The 22,483-nt window shown below is 74.8% G+C and carries 21 protein-coding genes and 1 riboswitch; of the genes, 12 read left to right on the forward strand and 9 right to left on the reverse strand.

The window, feature by feature from the left end:
• Positions 1–169 precede the first annotated feature (169 nt).
• Both GNZ18_RS18650 and GNZ18_RS18655 read left to right on the forward strand, forming a co-directional pair.
• A complete protein-coding gene (locus tag GNZ18_RS18650) occupies positions 170–1,735 on the forward strand; it encodes an FAD-binding oxidoreductase (protein ID WP_156217778.1) in 1,566 nt (521 codons plus the stop codon).
• Between the two features lie 59 nt (positions 1,736–1,794).
• Positions 1,795–2,565: a YggS family pyridoxal phosphate-dependent enzyme gene (locus tag GNZ18_RS18655; RefSeq protein WP_156217779.1), complete on the forward strand. Its 771-nt coding sequence runs from the start codon at positions 1,795–1,797 to the stop codon at positions 2,563–2,565.
• A 196-nt stretch (positions 2,566–2,761) separates the two neighbouring features.
• Here the strand turns inward: GNZ18_RS18655 and GNZ18_RS18660 are convergent, their stop codons facing one another.
• Together GNZ18_RS18660 and GNZ18_RS18665 are read right to left on the reverse strand one after the other, a co-directional pair.
• Positions 2,762–4,195 carry a pyridoxal phosphate-dependent decarboxylase family protein gene (locus tag GNZ18_RS18660; RefSeq protein WP_156217780.1) on the reverse strand — a complete coding sequence of 478 codons (1,434 nt, stop codon included), beginning with the start codon at positions 4,193–4,195 and terminating at the stop codon, positions 2,762–2,764.
• A gap of 81 nt (positions 4,196–4,276) precedes the next feature.
• Positions 4,277–4,663: a VOC family protein gene (locus tag GNZ18_RS18665; RefSeq protein ID WP_156217781.1), complete on the reverse strand. Its 387-nt coding sequence runs from the start codon at positions 4,661–4,663 to the stop codon at positions 4,277–4,279.
• A gap of 46 nt (positions 4,664–4,709) precedes the next feature.
• Here GNZ18_RS18665 and GNZ18_RS18670 point away from each other — a divergent pair, with 46 nt between their 5' ends.
• Complete coding sequence (locus GNZ18_RS18670; protein WP_156217782.1) at positions 4,710–5,459, forward strand: class I SAM-dependent DNA methyltransferase; 750 nt, start codon at positions 4,710–4,712, stop codon at positions 5,457–5,459.
• Positions 5,456–6,310, forward strand: coding sequence for an alpha/beta fold hydrolase (locus GNZ18_RS18675; protein WP_216651355.1), 855 nt, complete (start codon positions 5,456–5,458; stop codon positions 6,308–6,310). Before GNZ18_RS18670 ends, GNZ18_RS18675 begins: the two co-directional genes overlap by 4 nt.
• Positions 6,311–6,332: 22 nt before the next feature.
• On the opposite strand, the gene GNZ18_RS18680 is transcribed toward GNZ18_RS18675, so the two are convergent.
• From GNZ18_RS18680 to GNZ18_RS18705, 6 genes are read right to left on the reverse strand one after another with little or no spacing between them, the layout of a single operon-like run.
• A complete protein-coding gene (locus GNZ18_RS18680) occupies positions 6,333–7,745 on the reverse strand; it encodes an amidase family protein (RefSeq protein WP_156217783.1) in 1,413 nt (470 codons plus the stop codon).
• A 46-nt stretch (positions 7,746–7,791) separates the two neighbouring features.
• A complete protein-coding gene (locus GNZ18_RS18685) occupies positions 7,792–8,868 on the reverse strand; it encodes an ABC transporter substrate-binding protein (RefSeq protein ID WP_156217784.1) in 1,077 nt (358 codons plus the stop codon).
• Complete coding sequence (locus tag GNZ18_RS18690; protein ID WP_156217785.1) at positions 8,865–9,722, reverse strand: ABC transporter permease; 858 nt, start codon at positions 9,720–9,722, stop codon at positions 8,865–8,867. The genes GNZ18_RS18685 and GNZ18_RS18690 overlap by 4 nt, the downstream gene beginning before the upstream one ends.
• The gene (locus GNZ18_RS18695) at positions 9,719–10,495 is read right to left on the reverse strand and encodes an ABC transporter ATP-binding protein (protein WP_156217786.1); all 777 of its coding nucleotides are present in this window, start codon (positions 10,493–10,495) and stop codon (positions 9,719–9,721) included. Before GNZ18_RS18695 ends, GNZ18_RS18690 begins: the two co-directional genes overlap by 4 nt.
• 22 nt (positions 10,496–10,517) lie before the next feature.
• Positions 10,518–11,486: an aldo/keto reductase gene (locus GNZ18_RS18700; protein WP_156217787.1), complete on the reverse strand. Its 969-nt coding sequence runs from the start codon at positions 11,484–11,486 to the stop codon at positions 10,518–10,520.
• A 29-nt stretch (positions 11,487–11,515) separates the two neighbouring features.
• The gene (locus tag GNZ18_RS18705) at positions 11,516–12,349 is read right to left on the reverse strand and encodes an inositol monophosphatase family protein (protein WP_156217788.1); all 834 of its coding nucleotides are present in this window, start codon (positions 12,347–12,349) and stop codon (positions 11,516–11,518) included.
• Between the two features lie 92 nt (positions 12,350–12,441).
• Here GNZ18_RS18705 and GNZ18_RS18710 point away from each other — a divergent pair, with 92 nt between their 5' ends.
• On the forward strand, positions 12,442–13,350 hold the full coding sequence (locus GNZ18_RS18710) for a LysR family transcriptional regulator (RefSeq protein WP_216651356.1): 909 nt from the start codon (positions 12,442–12,444) through the stop codon (positions 13,348–13,350).
• Here GNZ18_RS18710 and metE read toward each other — a convergent pair.
• Complete coding sequence (gene metE, locus GNZ18_RS18715) at positions 13,340–15,595, reverse strand: 5-methyltetrahydropteroyltriglutamate--homocysteine S-methyltransferase (RefSeq protein ID WP_156217789.1); 2,256 nt, start codon at positions 15,593–15,595, stop codon at positions 13,340–13,342. The two genes, GNZ18_RS18710 and metE, sit on opposite strands and share 11 nt — an antisense overlap.
• Before the next feature lie 102 nt (positions 15,596–15,697).
• Positions 15,698–15,917, reverse strand: a riboswitch (cobalamin riboswitch).
• Between the two features lie 272 nt (positions 15,918–16,189).
• On the opposite strand from metE, the gene GNZ18_RS18720 reads away from it, so the two are divergent.
• The 7 genes from GNZ18_RS18720 to GNZ18_RS18750 all read left to right on the forward strand — a co-directional run bounded on the left by GNZ18_RS18720 (position 16,190) and on the right by GNZ18_RS18750 (position 22,481).
• Positions 16,190–17,092 (forward strand): ribokinase, encoded by a 903-nt coding sequence (locus GNZ18_RS18720; protein ID WP_156217790.1) that lies wholly within the window; start codon positions 16,190–16,192, stop codon positions 17,090–17,092.
• Positions 17,093–17,176: 84 nt separating this feature from the next.
• Positions 17,177–18,193 carry a DUF6687 family protein gene (locus tag GNZ18_RS18725; protein WP_156217791.1) on the forward strand — a complete coding sequence of 339 codons (1,017 nt, stop codon included), beginning with the start codon at positions 17,177–17,179 and terminating at the stop codon, positions 18,191–18,193.
• Entirely contained in the window at positions 18,190–18,510 is a 321-nt protein-coding gene (locus tag GNZ18_RS18730; protein WP_156217792.1) for a Rieske (2Fe-2S) protein, read from the forward strand. Before GNZ18_RS18725 ends, GNZ18_RS18730 begins: the two co-directional genes overlap by 4 nt.
• Complete coding sequence (locus GNZ18_RS18735; protein WP_156217793.1) at positions 18,503–18,907, forward strand: hypothetical protein; 405 nt, start codon at positions 18,503–18,505, stop codon at positions 18,905–18,907. Before GNZ18_RS18730 ends, GNZ18_RS18735 begins: the two co-directional genes overlap by 8 nt.
• Positions 18,904–20,754: a hypothetical protein gene (locus tag GNZ18_RS18740; protein WP_156217794.1), complete on the forward strand. Its 1,851-nt coding sequence runs from the start codon at positions 18,904–18,906 to the stop codon at positions 20,752–20,754. Before GNZ18_RS18735 ends, GNZ18_RS18740 begins: the two co-directional genes overlap by 4 nt.
• Positions 20,751–21,404 (forward strand): PIG-L deacetylase family protein, encoded by a 654-nt coding sequence (locus GNZ18_RS18745; RefSeq protein WP_156217795.1) that lies wholly within the window; start codon positions 20,751–20,753, stop codon positions 21,402–21,404. The genes GNZ18_RS18740 and GNZ18_RS18745 overlap by 4 nt, the downstream gene beginning before the upstream one ends.
• A gap of 195 nt (positions 21,405–21,599) precedes the next feature.
• Positions 21,600–22,481, forward strand: a complete 882-nt coding sequence (locus tag GNZ18_RS18750; protein ID WP_312874602.1) for a glycoside hydrolase family 19 protein — start codon at positions 21,600–21,602, stop codon at positions 22,479–22,481.
• Positions 22,482–22,483: the final 2 nt, after the last annotated feature.

Raw genomic sequence — 22,483 nt, forward strand, 5'->3', positions numbered from 1 at the left:
AGGCCGTTCGCGCCCCACACCAGCCCGGCCCGTTTTCGCCTATGCCGCTCCGTGGATAGGCAAATGTGGTGGAAGTGTTGAGTTGGGCTTTGTGGCCCTCGCGGTAGGGGACGGGTGACCGGGGCGGCCCGCGCGCGGCCGCCGCCCGTCCGGCGACCGGCAGGGGGCGATGGTGGTGGGGCAGCGCGGCGAGGACCCGGGCGGCATCAAGGTCGAACCCGGTGACCTGCGGTATCCCGCGCTCCGCCGCGGCTACAACCCGCGCTGGTACGCCGACCCGGAGTACGTGCGGCTCGTCGCGAGCCCGCACGAGGCCAAGGAGGCGCTCCAGCAGGCTGTCGACGAGGCGGGCCGCGCATCCGGCGAGGGCGCCGTGCGCGACCGGATCACCGTCCGGTCGGGCGGGCACTGCTACGAGAACTTCGTGTGCTCCGAGGACGTCCGGGTGATCATCGACGTGTCGCTGATGGATGGCATCTACCCCGACCCGGAGATGGACGCGATCTGCGTCGAGGCCGGGGCCACCAACGCCGACCTGCGCAAACGGCTGTTCCTGAAGACCGGCAAGGTGCTGCCGGGCGGGTCGTGCGCCACGGTGGGGGTCGGCGGCCACGTCCCGGCGGGCGGGTTCGGGCTGCTGTCGCGGCAGTTCGGCCTCACCGTCGACTACCTGTACGCGGTCGAGGTCGCCGTCGTGGACGACACGGGCAGGGTCCGCCTGGTCACCGCGACCGCCGACAGCGCCGGAGCGCTCGGCGACCTGTGGTGGGCGCACACCGGCGGGGGCGGCGGCAACTTCGGCGTGCTGACGCGGCTGTGGTTCCGGCGCCTCCCGGACGCGCCGCGCCATGTCCTGCTGACGGCGGGCGGCTGGAAGTGGGACTCGATCGAGCCTGAGTCCTTCGCCCAGATCATCGCGAACTTCGGCGGCTTCTTCGACCGGCACCGCGGCGGGGAGGACGACCCGTTCGCGGCGCTGTTCGGGATCCTGCTGCTGACCCACCGGAGCCAGGACACGATCGGCCTCATCGCCCAACTCGACGCCGACCTCCCGCACGCCGAGGAGCTGATGGCCCGGTTCCTGAAGGAGGTCGGCCGGGATCTCGGCGTCGAGCGGCACGCCCTGACCCGGTCCTACGGCGAGTATCCGGCGCTCGTCGGCCTGCACGCGCCGACGCCGCTCCCGTGGGACCAGGTGGACAAGCTCTTCGGCGGCACCGACAACACCCGCGCGGGCAAGCACAAGTCCGCCTACATGCGCGGGCCGCTGCCGAAACGGCATGTCGAGGCGCTGTGGACGGCGCTGGCCGAGGAGCATCCCGCGATCACACGGGACGCCGTCGTCCAGATCGACTCCTACGGCTCGGCGATCAACCGGGTCGCCGCCGGGGAGACCGCCGTCTCCCAGCGCGACTCGATCCTCAAGCTCCAGCACCAGGTGTACTGGCCCGCGTCCGTCAACGGCGCCGACCAGCTGCGCTGGATCCGCGAGCTGTACCGCGACATGTACCGCGACACCGGCGGCGTCCCCGTGAACGCCCCGTACGCGGGCGCGCCCACCGACGGCTGCTACATCGGCTACCCCGACGTCGATCTCAGCGACCCGGTGTGGAACACCTCCGAGGTCCCCTGGTCGACGCTCTACTACGGCGCCGACTACGCACGCCTCCAGGACGCGAAGCGGGTCTGGGATCCGCGGAACGTGTTCCGGCACCGCCAGTCCGTCCGGATCTGAGGGCATCCCGCCGCCCCGTCCGCCGCGCCGGGGGTGGACGATGGGGGGCAGGAGGTGCGATGGAACAGGACACGACACGGGACACGCCGCGCTACCCCGGTGCCGAGACGGTCGAGGACTTCGCCCGCAACGTCGCGGCGGTCCGGGCGCGGATGGCCGCCGCCGCCGAGCGCGCCGGACGGGACGCCGCGGACGTCCGCCTGCTCCCGGTGAGCAAGACCGTCCCGGAGGAGCGGCTGCGCCTGGCCGTGCGGGCGGGCTGCGACGTGCTCGGCGAGAACAAGGTGCAGGAGGCCAAGCGCAAGGCGGAGAACCTGGCCGACCTGGACGTGTCGTGGTCGGTCATCGGGCACCTCCAGACGAACAAGGCGCGGTTCGTCGCCGCCTTCGCCTCGGAGTTCCAGGCGCTGGACAGCCTGCGCGTGGCCGAGGCGCTCGACCGCAGGCTCCAGGCCGACGGCCGGGGCCTCGACGTGTTCGTCCAGGTCAACACCTCCGCCGAGGACAGCAAGTACGGCCTGCCGCCCGAGGAGGTGCCCGGCTTCCTCGCCGAGCTGCCGCGCTACGGCGCGCTCAGGGTCAGGGGCCTGATGACGCTGGCGCTGCTCACCGGCGACACCGACCGGGTCAGGGAGTGCTTCGTCACGCTGCGCACGATCCGCGACCGCGCCCGCCAGGACGCCCCCGAGGGGATCGGCCTGGACGAGCTGTCGATGGGCATGTCCGGCGACTACGAGATCGCCATCGAGGAGGGCGCGACCGTCGTGCGCGTCGGGCAGGCCATCTTCGGCGCCCGCGCGACGACCGACCAGCGCTACTGGCCCGGTTGATGAAGCCCCGGCCCACCGCCCTCGCCTGGCGGCTGTGTTCATGAAGTCCCGGCCCAAGGCGCTCGCCTGGCGGCTCGTGCCTTGACCGTGCCTCGGCGGGCGCGGCATCGCTTCGCGATCTTCCCGGTGGGGGCTCGCCTCCGGCGTCGCCCCCACCGGTCAGCCACGCGCCCGCGTGACGGCCGAGGTCGTCGTGCTAGGTGCTCTGGCCTCGGGCCGCGTTCACGGTCTGGATCAGGGCGTCGATGTGGGCGGGCGTGGTGCGGTGGCTGATGACGCAGGCGCGCAGGGCCGCGCGTCCGGCGAGCTTCACCGGGCTGATCCACGCGCCGCCGCCCTCGACGACCGTCCGCGCGAGGGCCGCGTGGTGCTCCCACGCCGGGTTCGCGGGGTCGGCGAAGCACACGACCGGGAGCGGCGTGTCGTTGACCACGTCCCAGCCCGCGTCCGACAGCCCGGCGCGGAGCGCGTCGGCGAGGTCCGCGTCGTGATCGATCTGCTCGGCGTACCCGTCGCGGCCCGCGACGGCGAGGCTGAGGAACAGCTTCAGGCCGGTGAAGCGGCGCGACCACTGCTGGCTCGTGGTGTAGGGGTCGACGGTGCCGTGGACGTCGGCGGGCATGTAGGACGTGGTGACCCGGAACGTCTCCGCGAGCCCCTCGGCGTCGGTGGTCAGCAGCGCCCCCGCGCCCATCGGGACGCTCAGCCACTTGTGCGCGTCCACCGTGATCGAGTCGGCGCGCTCGATGCCCGCGAGCGCGGGCCGCAGCCGGTCCGAGAGCGCCGCCGCGCCGCCGTAGGCCGCGTCGACGTGGAACCGCAGCCCGAGGTCGGCGCACAGGTCGGCCAGCTCGGGCAGCGGGTCGATCACCCCGGCGCCGGTGGTCCCGGCGGTGGCGACGACCAGGAACGGCAGGTCGCCCGCCGCGCGGTCGGCCTCGATCCGGGCGGCGAGCGCCGCCGGGTCCAGCTTCAGCGACGGCCCGGTCGGCACGAGCCGGACGGCGTCGCGCCCGATGCCGGTCCCGTGCGCGATCTTCAACCAGGCGAGGTGGCTCTCCGCCGACGCGTACAGCACGGGACGGCCGGGCAGCGCCCGCAGCCCCTCGGTGCCGTACTCCGGCCACGTCCGGGTCAGCGCCAGCAGCACGGCGGTGAGGTTCGCCTCCGCGCCGCCGCTGGTGAACGACCCGGCGACGGACCCGGCGGGGTAGCCGAGCCGGCCGCCGAGGAAGCGCAGCAGGTGCGCCTCGATCTCCGCCGCCGCCGGGGCGTGCGACCAGGCGGCGAGCTGCGGGTTGAAGGCGGCGGTGAGCGCGTCGCCGACCACGCCGAGGTGGGTCGGCGTCGGGTTGAACAGCCCGAAGTAGCCGGGGTGGGTGGTGTGCACGGTCCCCGTCCGCAGCAGCGCCGCGACCTCGTCGACCGCCGTCTCGGCGCGGACCGGGGCGCCGAAGTCGTAGCCCGCGACGGCCGCCCGCAGGGCCGGCACGTCCACCGGCGGGGTGACCGACCGGTCAGGGACGCGCTCGCGCTCGTCCTCCAGCAGCTCGGTGACGTGCCGCCACAGCTCCAGCGCCGCGTCCGGCGGCGGCGCGAACGAGGCGCGCCCGGTGGGGAAATGGTCCATGACCAGGATCGTTGCGGCCGGACGCGACCCCGCGCAAGGCGCGAATCGGACGAAGATCGCCAGATTCGCGCCACCCCCGGATCAGGACGAGCCGGACGGCGCGCGGCTCAGGTCCACGACGCAGAACAGGTTGCCGTCGGGGTCGGCGAGGACGACGAAGTCGGGCTTCGGCGGATACAGCTCCCAGTCGACCCTGCTCGCGCCGAGGCCGACCAGGCGCTCGACCTCCGCCTCCTGCTCGGCCGTGGTGTCCACGAGCAGGTCCAGGTGCAGGCGGGGGCGCGGCTCGGCGGGCGACTCGCTGTACATCAGGCCGAGCGCCTGGCCCGAGCCGTCGGCGTGCGCGAGCGTCCGCCAGGTCGGGCTCTCCCACCGGGGCACCGAGACCAGGTCGAGCGCGGACGTCCAGAACGCGACGGCACGGGGGATGTCGGTCACGCCGACCACCGGGAATCCGAGTCTGAGCATGCACGGCAGTGTAGGGGCGGCCCTTGGCGCGGGTACGGTCCTGATCATGGATGATGAGGACGGCTACTTCGGGGAGCCCGTGGCGGCGACCTACGACGAGACGTCGGCGGACATGTTCGCGCCGGAGGCCCTCGACCCGGCGGTCGACCTGCTGGCCGGGCTGGCGGGCGGCGGCCGGGCGCTGGAGTTCGCCGTCGGCACCGGCCGCGTCGCGCTGCCGCTGGCCGCGCGCGGCGTCCCGGTGCACGGCATCGACATGTCGCGGGCCATGGTCGCCCGGCTGCGCGCCAAGCCCGGCGGCGACGCGGTCGGCGTGACGATCGGCGACATCGCCACCACCCGGGTCGAGGGCGCGTTCACGCTCGCCTACCTGGTGTTCAACACGATCAACAACCTGACGACGCAGGACGCGCAGGTCGACTGCTTCCGCAACGCGGCCGCCCACCTGGAGCCCGGCGGCCGCTTCGTGATCGAGGTCGGCGTCCCGAACCTGCGGCTGCTCCCGCCCGGCCAGAACGCCGTGCCGTTCCAGGTGGGCGGGGGCCGCTGGGCCTACGACCTCCTCGACACCTCCACGCAGGCGATGAGCTCGAACTACGTCGAGGTCGTGGACGGCGAGCACCGCTTCCAGAGCTTCCCCTTCCGCTACGTCTGGCCCTCCGAACTCGACCTGATGGCGCGCATCGCGGGGCTCCGCTTCGCCGACCGCTGGGAGGACTGGACGCGCGCCCCCTTCACCCACGAGAGCCGCCGCCACGTCTCGGTCTGGGAGAAGCCCCCCGGCGGGGCGGCGTGAACGTCTCCGAGTTCGACCTGAGGCTGGACGGCTGCCGGACCCTGCACGTCTACGACACCGCCCCGGAGGCCACCGACGCCCTGACGATCTTCTGGCAGCACGGCACGCCGAACCTCGGCGCGCCGCCGCGCCCGCTGGTCGCGGCGTCGGAGCGGCTCGGCCTCCGCTGGGTGTCCTACGACCGGCCCGGGTACGGGGGCTCGACCCCCGTCCCGGGGCGGGACGTGGCGTCCGCCGCCTTCTACGTCTCCGCCGTCGCCGACGCCCTCGGCATCGGGCGGTTCGCGGTCGTGGGCCACTCCGGCGGCGGCTCGCACGCCCTGGCCTGCGGCGTGTCCCCGGCCGGCCGGGTGCTGGGCGTGGTCGCCGTCGCGGCCCTGGCGCCCTACGACGCGGCGGGCCTGGACTGGTTCGCGGGCATGGCGGACGGCGGCGCGGCGTCCCTGCGCGCCGCCGCCCGCGGCCGCGCGGCCAAGGAGCGGCACGAGGCGGAGGCCGGGTTCGACCCGGAGATGTTCACCCCCGCCGACCACGCCGCGCTCGCCGCCGAGTGGTCCTGGTTCGACGAGGTCGTCGACCCGGCCGTCGCGCAGGGGCCCGGCGGGCTCATCGACGACGACCTCGCCTACGTCGCGCCGTGGGGGTTCGACCCGTCCGGGATCACCGTGCCCGTCCTGCTGCTGCACGGGGGCCAGGACCGGATCGTGCCCGCCGCGCATGCCCGGTGGCTCGCGCGCCACTGCCCCACGGCGACGGCGCGGCTGTCGCCGGACGACGGGCACATCTCCGTGCTGCGGTCCGCCGCCCCGGCCCTGGAGTGGCTGCACTCCCTGGCCGGGGCGGCGTCCTAGCCCCCGGCGGAGAGGGCCGGGGTCAGGTCCGCTCCAGGTCGGGGCGCGGCAGCGGGGGCAGCGCCTGCTCGACCGCCTCGGCGACGGCCAGCAGCCGGGCGTCGGACGCGTCGGGCCCGACCAGCTCCAGGCCGATCGGCAGGCCGTCGCCCGACAGCCCGGACGGGACCGACAGGCACGGCAGGCCCGCGTTGCTCGCCGGGTCGGTGTTGCGGATGTAGGTGAGGAAGGTGTCGACGTCGCGGCCGTTCAGCTCGACCGTCCGGTCCGCGCCCGGCGGGCGGTGCGCCCGCGCGGGCAGCGGCGTCGTCGGGATGAGCAGCGCGTCCACCTCGTGCTCGGCGAAGTACCGGGCGTAGGCCGCGCGCAGCGCCGGGCGGTGCACGGTGAGCGCCTCCCGGTGGTCGGCGGCGGTGACCTGGTCCTCGTCCAGGACCGAGGCGAGCAGGTCGCGGACGTGGTCGGTGGCCGCCTCCTCCGCGAGCCCGCGCAGCGCCACCGGCGCCGCGTGCTGGTACAGGTACGCCGACAGCTCGCGGCCCACCTCGTACAGGACGAGCGCGAAGCTGACCGCCTCGTTGAGGCGCGCCAGGTCCGGCACGTCCTGCTCGACCAGCACCGCGCCCTGGGACGCGAGCTTGCCCAGCGCCTGCTCGGTCACGGTGGCGACGTCCGGGTCGAGGTCCTCGTAGAAGAACACCGACGGGACGCCGAGCCGCAGCCCGGCCAGGTCGACGGTGAGGTCCGGGTCCGCGCCGGACGGGGCGCAGATCGCGTCCACCAGCCGGACGTCCGCCACCGAGCGCGCGATCGGGCCCGCCGTGTCGCGGGTCGAGGAGATCGGGACCATCCCGCGCCCGTCGTAGCGCCCGTGCGTCGGGCGGAACCCCACGCACCCGCACAGCGCGGCCGGGATGCGCAGGGACCCGCCGGTGTCGCCGCCGAGCCCGAACGGGACCAGCCCCGCCGCGACCCCGGCGGCGGTGCCGCCGCTGCTGCCGCCTGGAATGTGCCCGGCGTTGTAGGGGTTGCCGATCGGGCCGTAGGCGGGGTTGTTGCCCGTGATGTCCAGGGACAGCTCGCCCAGCGTCTGCTTGCCCATCAGCGTGCCGCCCGCGTCCAGGAGCCGCCGCGCGAGCGGCGCGTCGCGGCGGGGGCGCCAGCCGCGCAGCGCCGGGGTCGCGGCGGAGGTGGGGAGGTCGGCGGTGTCGTAGACGTCCTTGAGCGCGAACGGCAGCCCGTACAGCGGGCCGCCGCGCGGCCCGTCCGCGACCGCCCGCCGGATGCGGTCGGGGTCGTGCGTGACGTAGGTGTTCAGCCGGGTCAGCCGGGCCGTCCGGTCGATCAGCGCCTCGACGTACTCGGCGAGGTCCAATCCGCCCTCGCGGAGCAGCCGGACGGCGTCGACCGCCGACAGCCAGTGCAGCTCGTCCATCCCGCCTCCTACGACGCGACCGTGAGGGTGAGAACGGCGATGTCGGTCATGGTGTGCTCCCTTGCTGTGCGGGGGTGTTATCGGTCAGCCACGCGTCGGCCCTGGCGAGCGTCGCGGCGCGGTCGAAGGTGTTGATCTGCTGGAGGACGTTCGTCGCGAGGAAGGCGGTCAGGTCGACGGGCTCGTCGAGCACGTCGGATTCGAGGAGGAGGTTCTGGGCGTTGGACCAGCGCGCGGGCCTGATCTCGCCGAAGGTACGGCCGTCGTAGGGGGTGAGGGTCCTGGAGAGTGCCGCGAGCAGGCCCCGGGCCTTCTCCGGTTCGGCCCACTCCTCGGGCGCCGCCTGCCGCGCGGCGGCCTCGGCGACCCTCGGGCGTTGGAGGCCGGCGTAGGTCCCCCGGGCCAGGGCACGGAAGAACCTCACCGGCACGTCGCTGTTCTCAAGTGTGCGCGCCCTCACAACGTAGCCTCCGACCGGCAGTTCTTCGAGGCCGGAGGGGGTGATGTCCCGAACCGGGAGCCCGGCGTCGTCGAAGGCGAAGAAGTCGGTGAGGGTCCCGGCGTAGGCCGCGATCCGTCCGGACTCCAGCGTCCGCGCCACCGCCGCGCTGCCCGGCCCGACCGTCGTCGTCTCGACGTCGTCGATCGACAGGCCCGCCTTCTTCAGCGCGGCGGTGAGGTAGGCGCGGTCCTGGTCGGGGGAGGCGAGGCCGATGTTCCCGCCCCTGAGGTCGGCGACGGTCCGCACCGCGCTCCGCTCCGGGACGACGAGGCCGACGAGGAAGCCGTTGCCGCCCGTCCGCTCGTCGTAGGGGACGCGCAGGTCGGGCGTCCTGAGGGCCGCCGTCAGCGCGTCGCTCGCGGCGACGAGGCCGATGTCGGCCTTGCGCCCCTGGACCAGGCCCGCGATCGGGACGCTGTCGGCCACCGGGGCGATCTTCACGCGCAGGCCCTCGTCGGCGAAGAAGCCGAGCCGGTCCGCCAGCACCTCGTTGAAGGTGAACAGCGAGTTCGGCGCGGGGGTGGCGAGCGTGAGCGTCCCGTCCGCGCCGCCGGAGGTGGTGCCCGCGCCGCACGCGGTCAGCGCGACCGCCGTCAGCGCGGCGGTGAGTGCGCGCCTCATGAGGTGCTCCTGTCCGCGGCCGCCAGGCGCCGCCGGACGCGCCGCTCCCGCGCCCTCGACCCGGCCGGGAGCCGCCCGGCGTGCCGCCAGAAGACGATCACGCGGTCCGCGCAGCCGACCGCGCCGTAGAGCAGCAGGCCCATCCCGGTGACGACGGCGACCACGGCGAACGCGTCGTCCTGGTTGAGCTGCGAGCTGTAGCGCTGGACGAGGAACCCGAGCCCCTCCTGCGCGGACACGATCTCGGCGACGACCGCGCCCGCGAGCGCCAGCGTCAGCCCGATCCGCAGCCCCGCGAAGATCATCGGCGCGGCGGTGGGGAGCAGCAGGCCGGTGAAGGTCCGCCGCCGTCCGGCGCGCAGGGAGCGGAACAGCTCCTCGGCGTCGGCGTCCGGGTCGAGCATCCCGGTCAGGGTGTTCACGAAGACCGGGAAGAAGGCGACCAGCGCGGCGATCACGATCTTGGCGGTGGCGCCGAAGCCGAACGCGGAGATCAGGATCGGCGCGACCGACAGCATCGGGAGCACCTGGAGCGTGACCGCGTACGGGTAGACCATCCGCCGGACCACCGCCGACGCCCCGGCCGCGAGGGCCGTGCCGACGCCGAGCGCGGCGGCCAGGCCGAACCCGGCCAGCGTCTCGTAGAGCGTGGCCCGGAGGTGGCCCCAGACCAGGCCGGAGGCGAACAGGTCGCGGGTCGCGGCCGCGACGTCGAGCGGGCGGGGCAGGATCAGGTCGCTGACCCAGTGCCGGGTGTTCGCGAGATCCCAGAGGAGGAGGACGGCGGCGCCGAGCGCGGTCGGGGCGGTGATCCGGCCGAGTCCCGGGGCCGGAATCCTGGACGGTCGGGTCATGACGGCCGTCCTCCTTCGCTCCCGGACGGGCCGAGCGCGCGCCGCACGGTCAGCGCGAGCTCCTGGAACCGCTGCGAGTAGGCCATCTCGGGCGAGCGGGGCCGCTCCAGCGGGATCGGCACCTCGGCCGCGACCGTCCCCGGCCGGGACGTCATCACGATGACCCGGTCGGACATCAGCACGGCCTCGGAGATCGTGTGCGTGACCAGCACCGTCGCCGACGCCGTCCGCTCGTGGACCCGCAGCAGGTGCAGGTTGAGCGTCTCCCGGGTCAGCTCGTCGACCGCGCCGAACGGCTCGTCCAGCAGGCGGACGCCGGCCCCGGTCATCATCAGCCGCGCCAGCGCGACGCGCTGCCGCATTCCGCCGGAGAGCTGGGAGGGGAAACCGTGCTCGAAACCTTCAAGATCGAACAGGGTGAGCAGCCGCATCGCCTCACGGACGTCGTCGTGGGTGATCCTGCGGCGGACGCGGATGGGGAGTAACACGTTCTCCAGCGACGTCTTCCAGGGGAGCAGCGCGGGCCGCTGGAACATCAGCCCGACGTCCTCGCGCGGCCCGGTGACCGGCTCGCCGTGGACCTCGACGGTGCCCTCCGAACCGGGGACGAGCCCGGCGATGACGCGCAGCAGCGTCGACTTCCCGCAGCCGGACGCCCCGACGATCGAGACGAACTCGCCCGGCGCCACGGAGAGGTCGAGGTCGCGCATCGCCTCGACGCCGCCGTCGAAGCGTTTGCCGACCCCGCGCAGCCGCACCGCGGCCCTCTCCACCGTCGCCGGCCGAGTCGCCGGTTCAGCCGAAGATGTCGGAGACACGGGCGTGGTCCTCCTCACCGAGCCGGATCGCCATGGCGTCGTGGACCGCGTCCCACTGCGCGAACGTGCGCGGCGCGACGATCGGCGCCGTCACCGCCGGGTGGTCGCGGAGCCAGGCCAGCGCGAGCCCCGAGACGCTGGTCGAGCGCTCCCACGCGATGTCGCGGAGCGCGGCGACCTTCGCCAGGTTCTCCGGGGAATGGAACCCCTTGTAGTAGAGGTCTCCGGCCACCGCGATCCGGCTTCCGGCCTCGGGGGCGTTGCCGTCCAGATAGCGCTCGGAGAGCACGCCGCCCGCCAGCGGGGAGAACGGCGTGTATCCGATTCCCTCCCTTCTCACCAGGGGGAGGAGTTCGGCCTCGTCCGCGCGGTCGAGGAGGTTCAGCCTGTTCTCGACCAGGGCGGGCCGGTGCAGTCCCCGCTCGTCCGCGATCCGCAGGACGGCCTCCAGCTTCGCGCGGTCCACGTTGCTGACCCCGTAGGCGCGGATCCGCCCTTCGTCCTGCGCCCGGCTGAACGCCTCGACGGTCTCCTCGACCGGCGTGACCGGGTCGGGGACGTGGGACAGGAACAGGTCCACGCGGCCGAGGCGCTCGATGCTGCGCGCCAGCCGCTTCTCGATGTGGCCCCGGGAGAGGTCGACGCCGCGCGACCCGTCCGGCCTGCTGATCAGGCCCACCTTCGTGGAGACGACCACGCCCTCGGGGCGGCGGTCGTGCAGCCAGCGCCCGACGGTCTTCTCGCTCTCGCCGCCGCCGTAGGAGTCGGCGGTGTCGATCGTGTCGATGCCGAGGTCCCATGCCTCGTCGAGGCGCTGGAGGCCCTGCTCGGGGGTCAGCCCGTGCCCGCGGGTGCTCGCGGACGCGCCGACGCCCCCGATGGAGCCGGCGCCGAACACGAACTCGCTGATCCGGATCCCGGACGTGCCGAGGGGGAGCGTGCGCATGATCCTTGTTCCTCTCTTCCGTGGCGTTCTCAGTCGATCGTCGAGAGCGTCTCGACGGCGGCGGCGTGCAGCGCGGGCGCGGCGGCGAGGAAGTCGGCGCTGCCCGGGGTCCACGGCCGGCCGCGGGTGTCGGTGACGACGCCGCCCGCCTCGGCGACCAGCAGCGCGCCCGCGAGCAGGCCGGAGCGCACCTGGCTGAACTGCCAGAACGCGTCCATCCGCCCGGCCGCGACGTGCAGGAGCTGGAGCGTCGCGGGCACCGAGACCCGGACCACCATCGCGGTGTCGAGCATCGCCGTGACCGACGCGCCGATGCGGGCGAAGGTCTCGGCGCTCTCGCCCGGCCTGGCCTGGCCGGTGCCGACGAGCGCGCCGTCCAGGCGCCGCTTGGGGGAGGGCCGCAGCGGCGCGCCGTCGCGGAACGCGCCGCCCGACCGGACGGCGGTGTAGGTCTCGCCGCTCGGCGGCAGGTGCACGGCGGTGAGGACGGGGACGTTGTCGCGCACCAGCGTCGCGGTGACGCCCCAGTCGGCGATCCCGTGGACGTGGTTGACGTTGCCCTCGACCGGGTCGGTCACCCACCACTCGCCGCCGGGCAGCGGGCCGCCCTCCAACTCGTCCTCGACCCATCCGGCGCCCGGTCGCAGCCGCGTCAGCTCCGGCCGCAGGATCGCCAGCGCCGCCTCGTCGTTGGCGTGGATCCCGGCCACCACCTCCTCGCGCCCCGCGAGGTGGGCGGTCGTGTCGAAGCGCCCGGCCAGGTGCGCCCCCGCCGCCTGGACGGCCGCCGCGACCTGCGCCACCAGCGCCCGGTCCTCCTCGTACGCGGCGGTCCCGCCTGCCGCCGGTTGTTCGATCCGCATGTCCCACTCCTTCGTTCGGGTCGGTGAGCCCGACAGTAGGAGCGGTTCGCGGCTGTGACCAGTGCATGTTTGGTAGGGCTAGATTTACTCCGGTGCACTTGGATCTGAATCTGCTGACCGCGCTGGACGCCCTGCTGGAGGAGAACAGCGTCGCCGCCGCGGCCGAACGGCTGAACCTCTCCGCGCCCGCCATGAGCCGCACGCTCGGCCGGATCAGGCGCGTCACCGGCGACCAGATCCTCGTCCGCACCGGCCGGACGATGATCCCGACACCGCACGCGCTGGCGATCCGCGCCGAGGTCCACGACCTCGTCCAGCGGGCGCGCGGCGTCCTGGAACCCGAGCGCGAACTCGACCTCGCGAACCTCTCGCGGGTCTTCACCGTGCGGGGGCACGACGCGGTCATGACGGCGATCGCGCCCGACCTGCTCGGCACCGTCCGCGAGCGGGCCCCCGGCGTCGCGGTCCGGCTGCTCGGCGAGGCGGCCGGCGACACCAGCGACCTGCGGCACGGGCGGGTCGACCTGGAGATCGGCGCCGCCGAGCCCGACCCGCCCGAGATCACCCATGTGACCGTCGGGCACGACCGGCTCGTCGCGGTGCTCGGCCCCGGCCACCCGGCCGGGGAGGGCGAGCTGACGCCCGCGCGGTTCGCGGGGGCCGACCACGTCCTCGTGTCGCGGCGGGGCAGGCTCCGCGACCCCGTCGACCGGGTCCTGGAGGAGCGGGGGCTGCGCCGCCGCGTCGTCGCGTCCGTGCCGACGAGCACGGCGGCGCTGTACCTGGTCGCGCGCAGCGAGCTGGTCGTCGCGGTGCCCGAGCGGATGTGCCGCCCGACGCTGCGCGTCCTCGGGCTCCGCACCCGGCCGCTGCCGTTCGACCTGCCGCCGGTGCCGATCGTCCTGGCCTGGCACCAGCGCTACGACAACGACCGGGCGCACGCGTGGCTGCGCGCCAGCATCCGCGAGGCGCTGGCCTTCTACGACCGCGCTAGCGGGTGATGCTCTCCCGGACGCGGCGCGCCGCCGCCACCAGGTTCCGCAGCGACGCCTCCGCCTCCGGGTAGGCGCGGGTCTTCAGCCCGCAGTCGGGGTTCACCCACAAGCGGCCGGGCTCCACGACTCGCAGCGCGCGCCGCAGGTTCTCCTCCATCTCCTCGGCCGACGGGACGCGCGGCGAGTGGATGTCGTAGACGCCCGGCCCGATGCCGTTCGCGTATCCGGCGGCGCGCAGGTCGGCGACCAGCTCCATGTGGGAGCGGGCCGCCTCGACGCTGGTCACGTCCGCGTCCAGCGCGCCGATCGCCTCGATGATCTCGCCGAACTCCGCGTAGCACATGTGCGTGTGGATCTGGGTGGCGTCCGCGACGCCCGAGGTCGCGAGCCGGAACGCGCCGACCGCCCAGTCCAGGTAGGCGTCGTGGTCGGCGCGGCGCGGCGGCAGCAGCTCGCGCAGCGCGGGCTCGTCGACCTGGATGATCCCGATCCCGGCGGCCTCCAGGTCGGCGACCTCGTCGCGCAGCGCCAGCGCGACCTGCCGGGCGGTATCGGCGAGCGGCTGGTCGTCGCGGACGAACGACCAGGCCAGCATCGTGACCGGGCCCGTCAGCATGCCCTTCACCGGCCGGTCCGTCAGCGACTGCGCGTAGGCGGCCCACTCCACCGTCATCGGACGCGGCCGGGCGACGTCGCCGTGCAGGATCGGCGGCCGGACGCAGCGCGTCCCGTAGGACTGCACCCAGCCGTGCTCGGTCGCGGCGTACCCGTCGAGCTGCTCGGCGAAGTACTGCACCATGTCGTTGCGCTCGGGCTCGCCGTGCACGAGCACGTCCAGGCCCAGCTCCTCCTGCAACGCGATGACGTGCGCGATCTCCTCGCGCATCGCCGCGGTGTAGGCGGCCGCGGACAGCCGCCCGGCGCGGCGGTCGGCGCGGGCCCGGCGGATGCTCGCGGTCTGCGGGAACGACCCGATCGTGGTCGTCGCCAGCTCGGGCAGGCCGAGCGCGTCCCGCTGGGCGGCGAAGCGCGCGGCGCGGTCGCCCCGGCGCGCCTCCGCGAGACCGCTCGCGAGCCCGTCCAGGCGCTCGCGGACGCGGGGGTCGGCCGCCGCCGGGGCCCGCCCGCCGCTCTCGTCCGGGACGTGCTCGCGCAGCGCCCGGCCGAGCGCGACGACCTCGCCGACCTTCTGCCGGGCGAACGCGAGCCGCTCCCGGACGTCCGGCGCGAGCGCCTCCTCAGCGTCCAGGTCGAGCGGGACGTGCAGCAGCGAGCACGACGTGCCCACCACGACCCGGTCGCACAGCCCGAGCAGCGCCGCGCAGACGGCCTTGGCCCGGCGCCGGTCGGCGCGCCACACGTTGCGGCCGTCCACGACGCCCGCGACGACGGTCTTGCGCGGCAGCCCGGCGACCGAGGCGAGCACGTCCAGGTTCTCCGGGCCCGCGACGAAGTCCAGGCCGACGGCCTCGACGCGGGACCCGGCCAGGGCGCGCAGCGACGCGGCGCCGACCGTCCCGAAGTAGGTCGCCACCAGCAGGCGCGGCCGGCTGGGCAGCGCGCCGAGCCGCTCGTAGACGCGGGCCAGCGCGGCGACCTCCTCCTCGCTCCGGTCGGCGACCAGGGCGGGCTCGTCGAGCTGCACCCACGCCGCCCCCGCACCCGACAGCCGCTCCAGCAGCTCCGCGTAGACCTCGACCAGGTCGTCCAGCAGGTCGAGCGGGCGGAACCCCTCCGGCGCGTCCGGCGCGGCCTTGGCCAGCAGCAGGTAGGTCAGCGGCCCGACCAGCACCGGCCGCGTCTCGATGCCGAGTTCCCTGGCCTCCCGGTACTCCGCGACCGGCTTGGCGGCGGGCCCGTTGGCCAGCCGGAACCGGGTGCCGAGCCCCACCTCGGGGACGATGAAGTGGTAGTTGGTGTCGAACCACTTGGTCATCTCCAGCGCCGGGAGGTCCCGCGCGCCGCGCGCCATCGCGAAGTACCGGTCGAGGCCGGACAGGTGCCGGTAGCGGTCCGGGACGGCGTCGACCAGCACGCTCGTGTCGAGCACCTGGTCGTAGAAGGAGAACGTGTTGGAGGGGACCGCGTCGAGCCCGGCGTCGCGCAGCGTCCGCCACGTCCGGGCGCGCAGGTCGGCGCCGGCGCGCTCCAGGGCGGCGGCGTCGAGGCGCCCGGCCCAGTGCTCCTCGGTGGCGAACTTCAGCTCGCGCCGCTCACCGATGCGCGGGTATCCGAGGATCGTCGTGTTCATGGCAGCTTCCCTCGCTGAGCCACAGTGCGGAGACGCGAAGGGGGGACGGCCAGGTGCGCGCGCCGCCGGCCCTCCCGCGAGGCCGCAGACCACCGCGCGCCGGGCGGCGCGCGGGTGGAGGCAGGTCTTCGGACTCGCGGGCGCCGCTTCCCTGAGGAAGCGCCCTACTGGCCGTCGCTTCCCAGGCCCGGAGGCCCAGTGCGTGTTGACGGCGGTCGTTCCCGCTCACCGCTGCGGGGCAGTCCCGGATTCGCACCGGGTTCCCTCTTGCGACGCTCGCACCCGTGCGGGGACGAGCGAACCATCCACGTTCCCGAGTGTAGCCAGAAGAGGGGCGGCCCTCATGCTCGTGGGCCGCCCCTCCTGCGCCGCGCCGCGGCTCAGTAGGCGATGCAGGTGGCCATCGCGTTGGTCGCGGTTCCGGCGATGATCAGCGCCGTGGTGATCCCGGTCATGACGGCGAGACGCGTCTTGCGCATGCGGTGCCCCTTCGTTGTTGATCTTGGTATTTCATGATCATTCTTGGCGGCGGCGCCCGTCAAGGGGTATCCGCGGGCGTTGACTTCGGGCGGGGGCGGGCACAGGATCGACGGGATGGCTGAGCCGGTGCGGCTGCTGGTGGTGGGCAGCGTCAACATGGACCTGACGGTCACCGTGCCGCGGCTGCCCGGGTGCGGCGAGACCGTGCTGGGCTTCGAGGCGACCCACGGGCCCGGCGGGAAGGGCGCGAACCAGGCGGTGGCCGCGCGGCGGCTCGGCGCCGCCGTCCGCATGGCCGGGCTGGTGGGCGACGACGCGCACGGCGCGGAGCTGCGCGCGGCCCTCGCCGCCGAGGGCGTCGACGCGTCCGGCGTCGGCGTCGCCCCCGGGGCGGCGACCGGCATCGCCATGATCATGGTCAGGCCGGACGGCGACAACGCGATCGCGGTCGCGCCCGGCGCCAACGCGGCGCTCGGCCCCGACGTGCGCCAGGCCGTGGCGGGCGGCGGGTCCGCGCTGCTCCTGCAACTGGAGATCCCGGTGGCGGCCTGCGAGGCCGCCGCCGAGGAGGCGCGGCGGCACGGCATGCTCGTGGCGCTGAACGCGGCGCCCGCCCCGGCGGTCGTGGACGCGCCGGTGGCGCGGCTGCTCCGGCTGGTGGACCTGCTGATCGTCAACGAGGGCGAGGCGGCCGCGCTGGGCGGGGACGGGACCGCCGCCGGGCTGCGGCGGCTCGGCCCTGACCGGGTGGTCGTGACCCTCGGCGCGGACGGTGCCGCCGGGGCCGACGCCGAGGGCGCGTTCCAGGTCGCGGCGTTCCCGGTGCCGGCGGTCGACGCGGTCGGCGCCGGCGACGCCTTCTGCGCCGCGCTGACCGTGGGGGTCGCGGCGGGCCTGCCGCTGCGCGCGGCCGCGCGGCGGGCGTGCGCGGCGGGCGCCCTCGCCGTGACGCGGCGCGGCGCGCAGGGCTCGCTGCCGCGCGCCGCCGACGTCGACGCGCTGCTCGACCGAAGTTGATCTTGATATGCTCGAAGGAGCCGTTCGCGCACGTGGCGTGGGCGCCGCTCCCGGCCCCCGCCATCGCCCGCCGGAGGGGGACCGATGAGAGCGCTGCCCTACGTCCCCTTCGGCCCCGGTCTCGACGACCGGCCGCACGTGTTCGTCGACGGGCTCCGCACCCCGCGCACCGTCCTGGAACTCAGCCACTGGCCGGGCAACCGGACCCCCGCCCACCTGAAGGACGACGTCAGCACCCAGTCCGTCCTGCGCCTGCTCGGGCTGCCGGAGGCCGAGCGGGCGGAACTGCTCGCGGACGCGAGCGCGGTCACCTGCGACCACTACGACGTGGACGGCCTCCTGAGCGTCCTGTGCCTGGTCAGCCCCGACTTCACGGCCCGGCACCGCGACCTGCTCGCGCGGACGGCACTGTGCGGCGACTTCGACGTCCACACCGGCGAGGAGCCCGTGCGCGCGTGCCTGGCGCTGCTGGCGGCCGAGCGCGAGATCAGCGCCGCGACGGAGTTCCGGTCGGTCGGGCAGGCCACGACGGCGCTGTTCGCCGGGATGCTGGAGGTCGCCGAGGAGTGCCTGCTCGACCCCGGTGCCTGGCGCGACGGCTGGGCCGCCGAGTGGGAGGACGTGGAACGTTCGATGCGCTCACCGGTCGAGATCGAGGAACGGGGCGACCTGGCGGTCTTCGAGGACACCGCCGAGCCGCTGCACGAGTACGCCGTCCACGCGCGCACGGACGCGGGCCACGTGCTGCGGCTCCGCGCCGACGGCCGGCACAGCCTCCGCTTCCGGTACGAGAACTTCGTCGATCTGCGGTCGCGGCGTCCCGGTCCGCGTGTCCGGGGTGATCTCCTCGCGCGCGAACTCAACATGTTGGAACGTGACGGGACCTGGTTCTGCGAGTCACCGGCCACCGCGACGCCGCTGCTCCAGCTGTACTCGCCCGCCGAGGTCCCCGCGCCGAGCAGCCTCGGCATGGACGAGGTCCGCCGCGTGGTCCTCGCCTTCTTCGACGCCGCCCGCACGGACGGCTCGCTGCTGTGGCGCTCGCACGCGGGCTGGCTGGACGAGGCGCCCGGCACCCCGCCGTCCAAGGAGACCGCATGAGGGTGGAAGGGCTGCGCGGACGGCTGGCCGAGGAGGGCGTCGTGCGGTTGGACACCGCGCGCGGGCCCTACGTCGCCCGGCTGGCCGGGGGGCGGCCGGTGGTCCACGGCGCGCTGTGCCCGCACCGCGGCGGCCCCCTCGAAGACGCCTACCTGGTCGAGGGGATGCTGATCTGCTCCTGGCACCGCTCGACCTTCCGTGCCGGGGACGGCCGCGCGGTCTACGGGCCCGCCTGCGCGGACCTCGACGTCGTCCCGGCGCGGTTCGACGGCGACGACCTGGTCGTCGAGTGGCCGGAGGGGCCGTCCGGTGCCTGACCCGGCGGTGGCGCGGATGGCGGGGCTCGCCGACCGCGCGGCGGCGGAGCGCGCCCCGGCCTGGCTCGACCTCGTCCGCCGCTACGGCGAGTGGGAGCTGGCGGAGGCGGCGGAGGCCGCCGTCCGCGTCCTGCGGTCGGCTGACCCCGGGGCGGAGACACGGGTGCACCGCGCGCTGCTGACCCCGCCTCCGGCCAGGCCCGACGCGGGAGGCGTCGTCCGGCTGCTGCTGTGCTGCGCCGCCGCGTCCGACGTGCGCGACCTGAGCGGCCTGCCCGGCGAACCGGCGCTCGGCGACGTCGCCGTGATCGAGCCGCTCGTCCAGCTCCAGTGCTACGCCGGCGACCTCCTCGGCGGCCGCGATCCCGTCGCGGTGCTCGGCGGGGTGCCGGAGTGATCGGCCGGTGGCGGGACGTCCGCGCGCAGGGCCGGGCCGTCGCGCTCGGGCTCCTCGGCGTCCGCCCGCGCGGCGGCCTCGCGGCGGCGTTCGGCGGCGACCCCCGGGAGCTGTTCGAGTTCCTCCTCGGGTTGCGCCTCGCGCTCCCGCTGACCGGCCGGGACGCGGCGGCGCTCGCCGACCTGCTGGGCGTGCTGAACGTCCGGCTCGCCGCGCGGCTGAGCGTCGTCCGCGCGCCGGACGGCACGCTGACCGCCCGCGACGAGCACCCGGTCGGCCTCCGCTGGACGGGCGCGGCGCGCGGTGTCTCGCCCGCCGAGTACGCGCTGCTGGCGGGGCGCCCGCCACGGGAGCGGTCCCGGCTCGGCGCGGAGCCGCTGATCGTCCTGCCCACGGCGGGACGGGCCGCCGACGTCCGCGCCGCCCTCGCCGCGCACTGCGAGGTCATGCTGCGCCACGGCCACGGCGGCCTGCGGATCGTCGTCGCCGACGACGCGCCCACCCCGGACGCGGCGCGCGAACTGGACGCCGTCTGCGCTCGGGCGCGGCGCGAGTCCGGGTTCCGGGTGACGCGGTTCGGGGAGTGGAACGCGGACGGCCGCTTCGGGGCGAAACAGGTGTTCCGCCGCCGCATGGCCGTCCACGGCGCCCCGCGGGCGTGCGCCGAGCGCACGTTCGCCCCGGGGCTGCCCGGCACCGCGAACGCGGTCTTCGCCGCGTTCGCGGGCCGCGACATCGTCTGGCTCGAACAGGACGCGACGCCCTGGGCGCCGACGACCCCCGCCCGGCCCGGCGGCGGCCCGCGCCCGTTCGTCGACGTCATGGACGGCGCGTCCGCGCCGGTCAGACCGCAGCCCGTGGACGTCCTGCACGTGATCGACCGGCTCGCCCACGCGGCGCCCCTGGAGGCCAGGCCGCACGAGACCCACACGGTCACCTACGAGGACACCGACTTCACCCATCTCGGCCCGGCCTCGTCCGCGAGCCACCCGCTCCCGGGGATGGTGCACTTCCACACCTGCGGGCACCCCGACTTCCGGGCGCGCGCGAGCCACCACCTCGCGCTCGACCCCGGCACCCCGGAGCCCGCTCGGCGGAGCCTGCTGTCGGGCGGGCTGCCGATGCGGCGCCTGCTCGCCGACCCGCCGCCGACGGTGTCGCTGCGGCGCTGGACGTCGGCGTTCGGAACGGTCCTCGGGCTGCCCGCCCGCCGCACGCCGGGCCCGCCGACGATGTGGGCGACCTCGGCGCGGCTGGTCGACATCGCGGTCGGCGACCTGATGGCCGCGCTCGGCGTCCCCGGCTGCGTCGCCGGGACGGGCCTGTGGCACGACCGGGGCGAGGTCACCGACTCCGGACGCGGCGAGCTGTCGTCCTACCTCTTCCGCGAGGAGCTGCTGTGGCCGCTGCTGCACGCGTCCCGGGAGGCGCTCGGCGAGGTCGGCGCGGCGCCCGGCGATCCCGCATACCCCGGCTACCCGGCCTGGCTGCGCGCCGCCGGTGACGCGGTGGCCGGACGCGCCGGACGCGGCGGCATCGTCCCGCCCGCGCTCGGGCACGCCCTGTGGGCGGAGCTGCGCGCCGACGTCCGCCGGGCGCGCCGGTCCCCGCACGCGGAGATCCGCGCCTACGGCGACGCCCTCGCCGAGCGGGCGGGGGAGACCCTCCGTCGCACCTGGCGGGAGCACCACGCGCGGATGGAGGCGGCGGCCGTGGCCGAGCTGGTCCACTACGCCGACCAGCTCCGGTTCTGGTCCGCGCTCGCCGAGCGGGGCCCGGACCGCGCGGACGGCGGCGCCGCGGGCGACGACGATCGGACCGAGGACGTGAGGACGGTGCCCGGATGAGCCCCGACGTGCAGGCCCGCGTGCTGGTGGTCAGCCCGCACCGCGACGACGAGGCGATCGGCTGCGGCGGGACGATCAGCCTGCACGCCGACCGGGGCGACCTCGTCCACGTCGTCCACCTGAGCGGGCTCGGCGGCGCGAGCCTCGCGGAGGCGCGGGAGGCCGGGCGGCGGCTCGGGGTCGCGGGCATCTCCACGCTGTCGGCGCCCGAGACGCAGCTCACCGCCGACCGCGCGCTGCTGACCGAGCTGGTCGCGGTGTTCCGCGAGTTCCGTCCCGGCATCGTGTACGCGCCGCACGCGGACGAGGACGACCCGGCGCACCGCGTGGCGGCCGAGCTGGCCCGCGAGGCCCGGTGGATCTCCGCCTACCCGATCCTGCCGGAGGCCGGGCCCGCGCTGGAGGAGCCGCCCGCCGTCGTCTACGAGTTCGAGGTGTGGACGCCGATCGCGCGCCCGTCGGTCTTCGTCGACATCACGGCCGTCCGCGACCGGAAGGCCGGCGCGCTCGCCGCCTACGCCTCGCAGCTCGCGCACAACGAGTGGATCGACGGGGCCCTCGGCCTCAACCGGTACCGGGGCGTGACGTCGGGACACGGCGAGTTCGTCGAGGCGTTCTCCGTGCTCCGCACGACCCATTCCCGCCTCTGATCGCGATTTCCCTGGTCAAAGGCGGAGGGCGGTGGCCGGGAACGGCCGCGAACGCGGACGTACCGGGCAGAGGGTTGACGTCGGAAGATCTGATAGTAAAGTTTCCTATAAGAAGGTCGCTCCGCGCCCCGCCCCCCGCCCTCGCTCCACACGCGGACCGCCCCGCCGCGTGAATCCCCCGAAGGACGTGATCAGGTGCGCCGATTCCTGGCACCGCTCGCCGCCCTCTCGCTCGCGGCCGGAATGCAGTTGGCCGCCCCGCAGCTCGCCTCGGCCTCCGCCGCGCAGTGCGCGACCCCCTGGAACTCCTCGGCCGTCTACACCGGCGGCGCCGGGGTGTCCTACAACGGACACAACTGGAAGGCCAAATGGTGGACGCAGAACCAGGCGCCCGGCCAGGACATGGTCTGGGCCGACCAGGGCGCCTGCGGCGGAACGCAGGAACCCCCGCAGACCGGTGACTTCGTGGTCGGCCAGACGCAGTTCGAGCAGATGTTCCCGAGCCGCAATTCCTTCTACACCTACAGCGGCCTGACCACCGCCGCCAAGGCATATCCCGCGTTCGCGGGAACCGGCAGCGACACCGTCAAGAAGCAGGAGGCCGCCGCCTTCCTGGCCAATGTGAACCACGAGACGGGCGGCCTCGTCTACATCGTCGAGCAGAACACCGGGAACTACCCGCACTACTGCGACAGGAGCCAGCCCTACGGCTGCCCCGCCGGCCAGGCCGCCTACTACGGGCGCGGCCCCATCCAGCTCAGCTGGAACTTCAACTACAAGGCCGCCGGCGACGCGCTCGGCATCGACCTGCTGAACAACCCCTACCTGGTGGAGCGGGACGCGGCGGTGGCCTGGAAGACCGCGCTCTGGTACTGGATGACCCAGGACGGCCCCGGCACGATGACCCCGCACGAGGCGATGGTCAACGGCCGCGGCTTCGGTGAGACGATCCGCAGCATCAACGGCGGCCTGGAATGCAACGGCGGCAATCCAGGCCAGGTGGAAAGCAGGGTGAACGCCTACAAGAAGTTCACCCAGCTCCTCAACGTCCCGCCGGGCGACAACCTGTACTGCTGACC

The sequence above is a fragment of the Actinomadura litoris genome (assembly GCF_009733595.1).
Taxonomy (GTDB): Bacteria; Actinomycetota; Actinomycetes; order Streptosporangiales; family Streptosporangiaceae; genus Spirillospora; species Spirillospora litoris.